Origin of the sequence: Pelagerythrobacter rhizovicinus, from assembly GCF_004135625.1 — a bacterium.
GTDB classification, from domain to species: domain Bacteria; phylum Pseudomonadota; class Alphaproteobacteria; order Sphingomonadales; family Sphingomonadaceae; genus Pelagerythrobacter; species Pelagerythrobacter rhizovicinus.
The window spans coordinates 958,125-968,224 of record NZ_SDPV01000001.1 but is presented as its reverse complement, the minus strand read 5'-3'; the positions used below and the strand labels follow the sequence as shown (position 1 = coordinate 968,224).

Below are 10,100 nucleotides of genomic sequence, written 5' to 3'. Positions count from 1 at the left end.
AGCCAATCACCTCTCAATAGTCCCTTCGCGGCGGATCTTCCGCTGAAGCTGCATCACGCCGTAGAGCAGCGCTTCAGCGGTCGGCGGACAGCCAGGCACGTAGATGTCCACGGGCACGATGCGGTCGCACCCGCGCACCACCGAATAGCTGTAGTGGTAGTAGCCGCCGCCGTTGGCGCAGCTGCCCATGGAGATGACGTACTTCGGATCCGACATCTGGTCGTAGACCTTGCGCAGTGCCGGGGCCATCTTGTTGCACAGCGTGCCCGCGACGATCATCACGTCCGACTGACGCGGGCTGGCGCGCGGGGCGACACCAAAGCGCTCCATGTCGTAGCGCGGCATGTTCACGTGGATCATCTCGACCGCGCAGCAAGCGAGACCGAAGGTCATCCACCACAGCGAACCCGTGCGAGCCCACTGGAACAAATCCTCGGTGCTGGTGACGAGGAAACCCTTGTCGTTCACCTCGGTCTGCAGCGCGCGGAAGTAGTCTCCGTCTGGCTGGCGCACCTCACCGCCGCGTGCGGTCGGCGCATCGTGCAGCGCGGGGTTGAGCTTCGGGCGCGTCGGGCTGTGGTCTACTCCCATTCCAGGGCTCCCACTTTCCAGGCGTAGGCAAGGCCCACGGCGAGTTCGAACAGGAAGATCATCATCGTGATCCAGCCGGGCCATCCGGTCAGATCGAGGCTGACAGCCCAAGGAAACAGAAATGCCGCTTCGAGATCGAACACGATGAACAGGATCGCAACAAGGTAAAAGCGCACGTCGAACTGGCTGCGCGGATCCTCGAATGCAGGGAAACCGCATTCGTACTCGCTCAGCTTCTCGGCGTCGGGGTTATGCGCGCCGGTCAGGCGCGCCACGCCCATCGGCAGAAAAACGAACGCTGCCGAGAGGCCCAGGGCGATGACCAGGAAGATCAGTATCGGAAGGTATTGGCTCAGGTCGACCACACGGTTTTCCTTGGGGCGATTCCCATGGGGAAGGATGTTTCGCGCCCGCCTCTAGGCCCCTCACCCGCATGGTGCAAGGGCATGGAAATGCGAACGATTCGCAACAGTTGTCGAAAGACGAAGAGCTGCGCTCCAACCGTTATTTCATCATCGTGCGGACCGCCTTTTCGGTCGCCGCGCCATAAGGCGGTTTGAACCCCGCGAGCTTCGCAATGTCGATCTTCGGCTGGGTGTAGACGCTGCGCGCGTGGCTGAATTCGCGAAACCCTTCGACACCGTGATAGGAGCCGATTCCGCTCGGACCGACGCCTCCGAACGGCAGATCCTCCATCGACACGTGGAACAGCACATCGTTGACTGTCACCCCACCGGAGATCGTCCGCCTCAGCACCTGCTCGCGCTCGCCCGAATCCTGCCCGAAGTAGTAGAGACCCAGCGGCCGATCCCGCCGGTTCACGTAATCGATCGCTTCGTCGACGTCCTTGTAGGTCTTCACCGGCAGCACCGGGCCGAAGATCTCCTCCTGCATCGCCTGCATGTCGTCGGTGACCCCCCGCAGAATCGTCAGCGGCATCTTGCGCGCGTTGGTGTTGCCGAAGTCCTCGTCCGCCGGATTGACCTCGATCACCTCGGCGCCCTTGTCGCGCGCGTCGGCGACCACGCCCTGCAGGCGGTCGAAGTGGCGATCGGTCACGACCGAGGCGTAGTCCTCGTTCTCGAGCAGGGTCGGATACATCTTGTGAACGCCCAGCTCGACCGCCGCGACCGCCGCGTCCTCCTTCTCCTCGGGCACGTACATGTAGTCGGGCGCGAGGCAGATCTGGCCGGCGTTGAGCATCTTCCCGAGTGCGATCCGCTCCCCAGCCTGTTCGAGATTGGCGCTGCGGCCGAGGAACACCGGCGACTTGCCGCCGAGCTCGAGCGTGACCGGGCACAGGTTCTTTGCCGCCGCTTCCATCACCTTGCGCCCGGTCGCGGTGGAGCCGGTGAAGACGAGATGATCGAACGGCAGGGCGGAGAATTCGTGGGCGACCTCCGGACCGCCCGTGACGAAGGCGACTTCAACCTCGTCGAAATACCTGGCGCACAGCTCCGCCGAGACCTCCGAAGTCCGCTCGGTGAATTCGCTCGGCTTGATCATCGCACGGTTGCCCGCCGCGAGCACCTGCATCAGCGGCCCGAAGCTCAGGTTCACGGGGAAGTTCCACGGGCTGAGTATCCCGATCACGCCCTTCGGTTCGTAGCGCACCTCCGCCTTCGCGCCGAGCAGACCGAGCGGGAACTGCACGTGCCGCTTCTCCGCCCTCGCCCACTTGTCGAGATGCTTGAGGCAGTACTTCCCGAAGTTCGCCGTGCCGGCAATGTCGGTGATCATCGACTGATGGGGGCTGCGATTGCCGAAGTCGGCGCTCATCGCCTTGCACAGCGCCTCGGCGTTTTCCTTGAGCAGGGCGATCGCCCGCTTCACCCGGTCGCGGCGCACGTCGAGCCCTTCGGGCCGCGCGGCGGTGAAGGCATCGCGCTGCTTGTGCAGCAAGGTCGCCATTGCGGACTTCGGGGACTCGGCCATCGCTCTCTCCACTGGTTTCTCTTTGCTACCGAGTGTTCACCAGACCCTCGCCTTTGACAAGCGCCGCAATCGCGCGATTTGCCTTTGCCGCACTGCAACATTACCTAGGCCGCCAAAGACACGAGTCCAACCGAAAGGCATTCTCCCGATGGCCCAGTTTTCCGCCGCCGATCCCGTCGTGATCCTCTCCTATGCGCGCACCCCGATGGGCGGCATGCAAGGCGCCCTGGCGGACGTTTCGGCGACCGATCTCGGCGCCACCGCAGTCAAGGCCGCGGTCGAGCGCGCCAGCGTGTCCGGCGAGGACGTCGAGCGCATCTACATGGGCTGCGTCCTCCCCGCAGGGCTTGGTCAGGCGCCGGCCCGTCAGGCGGCGATCAAGGCCGGCCTGCCCAAGTCGGTCCAGGCGACGACGGTGAACAAGGTCTGCGGCAGCGGCATGCAGACGGTCATCATGGGCGCGGAGGCGCTCGCCTCGGGCACGATCGATCTCGTCGTCGCTGGCGGTATGGAGAGCATGACCAACGCGCCCTACCTGCTCAAGAAGCACCGCTCCGGCGCGCGCATCGGCCACGACACGGCCTACGATCACATGTTCCTCGACGGGCTCGAGGATGCCTACGAGGCAGGCCGCGCTATGGGCACGTTCGCGCAGGAGACCGCGAACGAATACCAGATGACCCGCGAGGAGATGGACGACTACTCGATCGAGTCACTTCGGCGCGCGAACGCCGCGATCGAGAGCGGCGCCTTTGCCGACGAGGTCGTTCCCGTCACCGTCACCACTCGCGCTGGCGAGACCGTGGTGGACACCGACGAGCAGCCGGGCCGTGGTAAGCCCGACAAGATCCCGACCCTCAAGCCCGCCTTCGCCAAGGACGGCACGATCACCGCCGCCACCTCCAGCTCGATCTCCGACGGCGCGGCCGCCGTCGTCCTGACCCGCGAAAGCGTCGCGAAGGACAAGGGTCTCGCCCCGGTCGCGAAGATCGTCGCCATGGCCGCGCATGCGCAGGAACCGGCGAAGTTCACGGTCGCCCCGATCGGCGCGATCCAGAAGGTGCTCGACAAGGCCGGCTGGTCGGTCGACGACGTCGACCTGTGGGAAGTCAACGAGGCGTTCGCCTGCGTCGCCATGTTCGCGATGCGCGACATCGGTATCCCGCACGAGAAGATCAACATCAACGGCGGCGGCACCGCCCTCGGCCACCCCATTGGGGCGAGCGGCACGCGGATCATAGTCACCCTGCTCAACGCGCTCAAGCGCCAGGGCAAGAAGCGCGGCATCGCCTCGCTCTGCATCGGTGGCGGCGAGGCCACTGCGGTGGCGGTCGAGCTGATCTGATACCTCCGCCGGTGACACTCGACCGAGACCGTTTGCCGCACGCGTCGCACAGGGGTATCATCGCCTAACCTCCGGGAAATAAGGAGATCTGGGAGATGAGAAGCCTTGTTTTGATTGCTGCAGCGGTCGCACTGTCCGCCTGCTCACAGGAAGCCGCACAGACCCCGACACCAGCGGAGACGACCGATACCGCGGCGGCTCCCGCCGAGACGGCAGAACCTGCGGCCGGCAGGTCCGCCCTCGCCGGCGACGAGGCCGCTGGTACCTACACCGTGACCTGGGCGGACGGCACCGTCACCAGCACGACCATCAACGCGGACGGCACCTACATCGACATGATGGGGGAGGACGAAACGGCCCGCGGCACCTGGGAGGTGAAGGATGGCAAGAGTTGCCTCACACCCGAAGGGGGGGCGGAACTGTGCTGGACCGACAGCGAGCCCGCAGCCGACGGGAGTTGGACCGCAACGGCGGACGACGGCACCACGGTGACCGTCGCGAAGGCTTCGAACGCTACCGGATGATCTAGAGCCCACGTTTCGGGGCGGCTCATTGCCGCCCCGCCTCTACGGATCGCCGGCGCCCCACAGCCGTTCCGCTCGCACCCAGCCGATGCGCCCATCGACATCGAAGGTGCACCAGTCATTCTCGCACTCGCCGAGCTTGCCGACCACTCCGGCCTCGACATTCCATCGCAACTTCGCGTTGTCCGAAGGCGCTTCACGCATCGCTGCAAGCCCTTCCCCGACGACGACTGCACCACGATCCGCACTTAGCAGGCGAGCGACTACCCAGCCCTGATCTCCGTCGGGGTCGCGTATGAGGCGCCAGCCATCGATGACACGGATCACCTTCACCGGCAGCCCCGGACGCTTGTAGACCCATGCAATGCGGTAGTTGACGCTCGGCCCCACCCGCATGTTGAGCTTGCTGGTGTCGATCGTCGCCCAGTAGGGCACCTCGCGCTCCTGCGCCGAGGCCGGGCCATAGCCGGAACCGCCAATGGCGAAGAGCGTGAAAACGGCAGCGAGAATGAAACGGCACATGGGCTTCATCCATAGATTGGGGGGCGGCAGCGCTTCAAGCGATATGCGCATGGCTTGACCGCGGCGCGTTGCCCATCCTAGCGCGGCACACATGGACCAAGCGGGAGACACCTCGAATCGGCGGGTTGCGGGCAAACCTCGCGTCATCGTGACGCGGCACCTTCTCCCTTCGATCGAGGCGCGGATGGAAGAGCTCTTCGAAACCCGCCTGAACCGCGCCGACACGCCCATGACCCGCGAAGACCTCGCTGCGGCGATGCGCGAGTGCGACGTGCTTGTCCCCACTGTCACCGACCGGATCGACGCAGAGCTGATCGCCCAGGCCGGCGAAAGCCTCGGGCTGATCGCGAGCTTCGGCGCAGGCACCGACCACATCGATCTCGCCGCCGCGGCCGCGCGCAGGATCATGGTGACGAACACGCCCGGCGTCTTCACCGACGATACCGCCGATCTCACGATGGCATTGATCATCGGTGTACCCCGCCGCTTGCGCGAAGGCACCACACTGATCCGGCGGGAACGCTGGACCGGTTGGGCTCCCTCGGCAATGCTCGGGCACAAGCTCGGCGGCAAAGTCCTCGGGATCGTAGGTATGGGCCGGATCGGGCAGGCAGTCGCCTTCCGCGCACGCGCCTTCGGGCTGCAAATCCAGTATCATAACCGCCACCGGCTGCCCCAGGCGGTCGAATCGATGTTCGGGGCCGAATACGTCGAGAAGCTCGACGATCTCCTGACGCGGTCCGATATCGTCACGCTGCACTGCCCGGCAACGACGCAGACCGAGGGAATGATCAACGCCCGCCGGATCGGCCTCATGAAACAAGGAGCCGCGCTCATCAACACGGCGCGAGCAAATCTCATCGACTACGAGGCGATGATCGACGCGCTCGAAAGCGGCCATCTGGGCGGCGCGGGGCTCGACGTGTTCCCGGAGGAGCCCAAAGTTGATGCGCGCCTGGTCGCCTTGCCGAATGTCATCGCACAGCCGCACATCGGCAGCGCCACCGTCGAAGGACGCGAGGCTTCCGGCGAAAAGGTGATCGCCAACATCCGCTTCTGGGCAGACGGTCACCGTCCACCCGACCAGGTGCTCGAAGCACTGGTTTAAGCTTTGAATCGCGCGAAAGCGCCTCTCCCGGTGCAAGCCAGAACGCGCTCGCGTGAGGAGTTAGCTCTCGGCGCGATTCCAGCTCGGCCGGGATGGCGGCCCGGCATCAGTCGCCCGTCAGAATGCGATCGACCAATTGCTTCACCGTCGGGGTGAAGTTGTTGGAATAGAACGGGTCCTGTTTGAAGCGATAGGCCGCGTGGCCGGCAAAGGCCAGGTTATGCTGGACGTCGCCACCATGTGCGATTTCCTGCAGCGTCTTCTGAATGCAGAAGCTGCGCGGGTCGGCGAGGCGGCCGGTGGTGTAGTCGTCATGATCCTTCCACGACGAGAACCCGCAATGCGAAAGGCAGCCCATGCAATCCGCCTGGTCCTTGCGGATCTCGGCGCGGCTTTCCGGGGTGACGAAGACGACCGTATCGTCGGGCGTCTTGAGCGCTTCGGTGAAGCCTTCGGCCACCCAGCCCCGCGCGCGTTCGCGGTCTTTCGGCGTGACCCAGAAGTTCTTGCCCTTGATGCCCACGTCGAGCTGAACGGTGTGCTCCCCCGCCTCGACCTTGGAATAAGGGATCTGCCGCTCGCTGCGGTGGATGAGGTCCCACAGGAACGGGTTCTTGACCGCGGACGAGTAGAACCCGGTGGGCGAGAACTTGTGCAGCAGCACATCGCCGGGATCGAGCGTCCGGAGCATATCCTTCCAGCCTTGCGGGATCGGGCTTTCCTCGGTCAGCAGAGGGCGCGTACCGAACTGGAAGGCGATCTTGCCGAGTTCGGGATTGTCGATCCAGTCGTCCCACTCGCGCAGGAACCAGACGCCGCCGGCCATGACGATCGGCACATCCTCGCTCACCCCTTCGGCACGCATCGTCTCGCGCAGAGCCTTCACACGAGGATAGGGATCCTCCGGTTTCGCCGGGTCCTCCGCGTTCGAGAGGCCATTGTGCCCGCCGGCGAGCCATGGGTCTTCGTAGACGACTGCGGCCATCAGCTCGCTCACCTTGTGATAGCTGCGCTTCCATAAGGCACGGAACGCGCGCGCGGAGCTGATGATCGGCAGATAGCTGACGTTGAAGCGGGCTGCGATCTCGGCCAGCTTGTAAGGCATGCCCGCGCCGCATGTGACCCCGGTCACGAGCCCCCTCGTCCGCTCGAGCACGCCTTCGAGAACTTGCTGCGCGCCCCCCATCTCCCACAGCACGTTGATGTTGATCGCGCCCTTTCCGCTTGCCATTTCATAGGCGCGCTTCACCTGTTCGGTGGCGCCGTCAATTGCATACCGGACGAGCTGCTCGTGCCGTTCCTTGCGCGTGAGCTGGTCGTAGATCTGCGGGATGATCTTGCCTTCGGCGTCGTAGCTGTCGGCGTTGACGGCGCTGACGGTGCCGATACCGCCCGCAGCGGCCCAGGCACCCGAGCTCGCGTGGTTGGTCGCGGAAACGCCCTTCCCACCTTCGATGAGCGGCCAGACCTCGCGGCCACCGTAAACAATCGGGCTCAAACCCTTGAATGCCATTGAACTGCTAGTCCTTGTACGCGGCTATTGTGCCGTACTGTCTGCCTCGCCCGGCGTTCCCCGGCACGGTCTTATGTCTTCCGGTCGGGGCCTCTTAGCGGCCCGCTTGAACTGTGCATAGTACCCGGCCAGCTCCGGCGCGTCACGAAAAGTCACCAGCTCGAAACCGACCTGCGTGAACTCGCACGCCAGCAGAAGAGGATCGATCCCGTGTTGATCGGTAGGGCGGTCGACGTCGACCACGATCACTTGACCACCCTCACGCAGTGCCGGCCACATGCGCCACAGGAACGCGTAGGGCTCCCCTATTTCATGGTACATATGCACCATAAAGACGCGGTCGAAGCTGCTCTCGGGCAGCTTGGGATCGTCCGTCTCACCGAGCTTGATCGAAACGTTGTCGAGCCGCTCGCGCTCCACTCGACGCGCGAGTCGATCAAGCACATCGCGGTCGATATCCTGCGCAAGCACGCGCCCCTCTTCGCCTACGCGATCGGCAAGGCGAACGGTGTAGTAACCCTCACCTGCGCCGATATCGGCAACGCTCATCCCGAGCTCGATCTCGGCAAAATCCATCACTTTGCGCGCCTCGCCCACGCTGTCCCGCGCGTCTTCGGTCGAAAACTGGTTGGCGCCGAGATCGGATACCGGCCGGTCGGGACGCGGGAAATCACGCGCGGTGTCGGGGCGGTCGCCCTCGACCGGCTCGCACGCGGCGAGACCTAGGGCCAGGGCGGCACCGAGGAGGGGTAACAAAGCCTTCATGTGTCTCCGACCGCCCCTAGCGGGAACGCAGCGGCGTGGCAAAGCTGCCGTCCCGCCCTACTCGACGTCCTCGACGTCGACTTTTTCACCGGTAACCCGTTGTGCCAGCGCGGCGGAGATGAATGGATCGAGGGCGCCGTCAAGCACGTCGTCGGGCGAGGTCGAGGTCACGCCGGTGCGCAGGTCCTTGACCATCTGGTACGGCTGCAGGACGTAGCTCCGGATCTGGTGACCCCAGCCGATGTCGCTCTTGCTCGCGTGTTCGGCGCTTGCTGCTTCCTCGCGTTTGCGCAGTTCCTCTTCGTATAGCCGCGCACGCAGCATGTTCATCGCGGTTTCGCGGTTCTTATGCTGGCTCCGGTCATTCTGGCTGGCAACGACGATTCCGCTCGGAACGTGGGTGATGCGCACAGCCGAGTCGGTCGTGTTGACGTGTTGACCGCCCGCCCCGCTTGCGCGGTAGGTATCGATCTTGAGGTCGGCCGGGTTGATGTCGATGTCGATCTGGTCGTCGATGACCGGATAGACCCATACGGAGCTGAAGCTCGTATGCCGCCGCGCCGCGCTGTCGTAGGGGCTGATCCGCACCAGCCGATGCACCCCGCTCTCGGTCTTTGCATAGCCGTAGGCGTTCTCGCCCTTGATCAGTAACGTCGCACTCTTGACCCCCGCCTGATCGCCCGCCTGGTACTCGACCGTCTCGACCTTGAAACCTCTCCGCTCGGCCCAGCGCGCGTACATGCGCAGCAGCATCTCGGCCCAGTCCTGACTCTCGGTCCCACCGGCACCGGCGTGGATTTCGAGGTAGGTGTCATTGGCGTCGGCCTCGCCCGCAAGCAGCGCCTGCACTTTATCGGCATCGGCGCGGACGGCGAGTTTCTCGAGGCTCGCGAGCCCGTCGCCGACAACGCCCTCGTCGCCTTCGGCCTCGCCCATTTCGACGAACTCGATGGCGTCGTTCTTCTCGTCTTCGATCTCGCGCACGGTTCTGATCGCGCTCTCAAGCCGCTTCTGCTCGCGCGTGATTGCCTGTGCTTCCTTGGGGTCGTCCCACAGCGAGGGGTCCTGGACGCGCGCGTTCAGCTCGTCCAGCCGTCGCAACGCACGCTCCCAGTCGAGCGACTGGCGCACCAGCGCCAGCGCCGCATCGATACGATCGATATGAGCCTGCCCTTCGGCACGCATAAATTGATTCTCCAACAGAATTGGCCGACCGCTTAGCGGAGCTCCGGCAACAGCGAAAGGGAAGCTTCCGGAGCCGTCAGCGGCCTTGCTTGAGCTTCTTCACCGCCGTGAGCGTGAGGCGAACGTGATCACGGTAGTCGAGGTCCGAATGGACGAATGCGATCCTGCCCGCCTGATCGATGACGTAGCTCGTGCGCTCGGTCATTCCCGTATCGCTGCCATTGCGGACAAGCGCCGCATCGTAGGCTTCGATGATCCGGGGCGTCGCTGTGCCGACAGCGAACTTGTCGCGGCATTCCTCGGTCGAGAAACGCTTCAGCGTGTCGATATCGTCGGCGGACATGCCGACCACCGTTGCTCCCGCCGATGCGAATTCGTCGGCAGCTTCGGCAAACTGACGCGCTTCGAGCGTACATCCCTTGGTGAACGCCTTGGGATAGAAATAGAGCACGACCGGCCCCTTCGCCAACGCCGTTCGAAGGTTGAACGCGAATACCTCGCCGCCCAGCGCGGCTTCCGTGGCGAACAGCGGCGCTTCCGCGCCGACGGGCAGCTCGGCCGATGCCGGCGCAGCGAGGACCGCAGCGAACGCGGCAGCCATGGCAAGTTTCC

Annotated in this window: 11 protein-coding genes; 3 read left to right on the top strand and 8 right to left on the bottom strand. The window is 64.6% G+C overall.

The features are described 5' to 3' along the window. Window positions 1–6: 6 nt before the first annotated feature. The 3 genes from ETX26_RS04740 to ETX26_RS04730 form a co-directional block, all read right to left on the bottom strand. The gene (locus tag ETX26_RS04740) at window positions 7–591 is read right to left on the bottom strand and encodes a NuoB/complex I 20 kDa subunit family protein (RefSeq protein ID WP_225425505.1); all 585 of its coding nucleotides are present in this window, start codon (window positions 589–591) and stop codon (window positions 7–9) included. Continuing rightward, window positions 582–956 carry an NADH-quinone oxidoreductase subunit A gene (gene ndhC, locus ETX26_RS04735; RefSeq protein ID WP_129523502.1) on the bottom strand — a complete coding sequence of 125 codons (375 nt, stop codon included), beginning with the start codon at window positions 954–956 and terminating at the stop codon, window positions 582–584. The genes ETX26_RS04740 and ndhC overlap by 10 nt, the downstream gene beginning before the upstream one ends. A gap of 139 nt (window positions 957–1,095) precedes the next feature. After that, window positions 1,096–2,526, bottom strand: coding sequence for a coniferyl aldehyde dehydrogenase (locus ETX26_RS04730; protein WP_129523501.1), 1,431 nt, complete (start codon window positions 2,524–2,526; stop codon window positions 1,096–1,098). A 148-nt stretch (window positions 2,527–2,674) separates the two neighbouring features. Here ETX26_RS04730 and ETX26_RS04725 point away from each other — a divergent pair, with 148 nt between their 5' ends. Together ETX26_RS04725 and ETX26_RS14235 are read left to right on the top strand one after the other, a co-directional pair. Beyond that, window positions 2,675–3,871, top strand: a complete 1,197-nt coding sequence (locus ETX26_RS04725; RefSeq protein ID WP_129523500.1) for a thiolase family protein — start codon at window positions 2,675–2,677, stop codon at window positions 3,869–3,871. Window positions 3,872–3,966: 95 nt separating this feature from the next. Further along, window positions 3,967–4,395 (top strand): hypothetical protein, encoded by a 429-nt coding sequence (locus ETX26_RS14235; protein WP_165271688.1) that lies wholly within the window; start codon window positions 3,967–3,969, stop codon window positions 4,393–4,395. Window positions 4,396–4,437: 42 nt separating this feature from the next. Here ETX26_RS14235 and ETX26_RS04715 read toward each other — a convergent pair whose 3' ends face one another. After that, window positions 4,438–4,917: an SH3 domain-containing protein gene (locus ETX26_RS04715; protein WP_129523498.1), complete on the bottom strand. Its 480-nt coding sequence runs from the start codon at window positions 4,915–4,917 to the stop codon at window positions 4,438–4,440. Window positions 4,918–5,008: 91 nt separating this feature from the next. On the opposite strand from ETX26_RS04715, the gene ETX26_RS04710 reads away from it, so the two are divergent. Further along, window positions 5,009–6,025 carry a 2-hydroxyacid dehydrogenase gene (locus ETX26_RS04710; protein ID WP_129523497.1) on the top strand — a complete coding sequence of 339 codons (1,017 nt, stop codon included), beginning with the start codon at window positions 5,009–5,011 and terminating at the stop codon, window positions 6,023–6,025. A gap of 106 nt (window positions 6,026–6,131) precedes the next feature. On the opposite strand, the gene ETX26_RS04705 is transcribed toward ETX26_RS04710, so the two are convergent. From ETX26_RS04705 to ETX26_RS04690, 4 genes are all read right to left on the bottom strand, one after another. Then, window positions 6,132–7,538: an NAD(P)H-dependent flavin oxidoreductase gene (locus tag ETX26_RS04705; protein WP_129523496.1), complete on the bottom strand. Its 1,407-nt coding sequence runs from the start codon at window positions 7,536–7,538 to the stop codon at window positions 6,132–6,134. Between the two features lie 24 nt (window positions 7,539–7,562). Beyond that, window positions 7,563–8,303 carry a class I SAM-dependent methyltransferase gene (locus ETX26_RS04700; RefSeq protein ID WP_129523495.1) on the bottom strand — a complete coding sequence of 247 codons (741 nt, stop codon included), beginning with the start codon at window positions 8,301–8,303 and terminating at the stop codon, window positions 7,563–7,565. A 57-nt stretch (window positions 8,304–8,360) separates the two neighbouring features. After that, a complete protein-coding gene (gene prfB, locus ETX26_RS04695) occupies window positions 8,361–9,488 on the bottom strand; it encodes a peptide chain release factor 2 (protein ID WP_129524154.1) in 1,128 nt (375 codons plus the stop codon). Window positions 9,489–9,564: 76 nt separating this feature from the next. Beyond that, window positions 9,565–10,089 carry a peroxiredoxin gene (locus tag ETX26_RS04690; protein WP_225425504.1) on the bottom strand — a complete coding sequence of 175 codons (525 nt, stop codon included), beginning with the start codon at window positions 10,087–10,089 and terminating at the stop codon, window positions 9,565–9,567. Window positions 10,090–10,100: the final 11 nt, after the last annotated feature.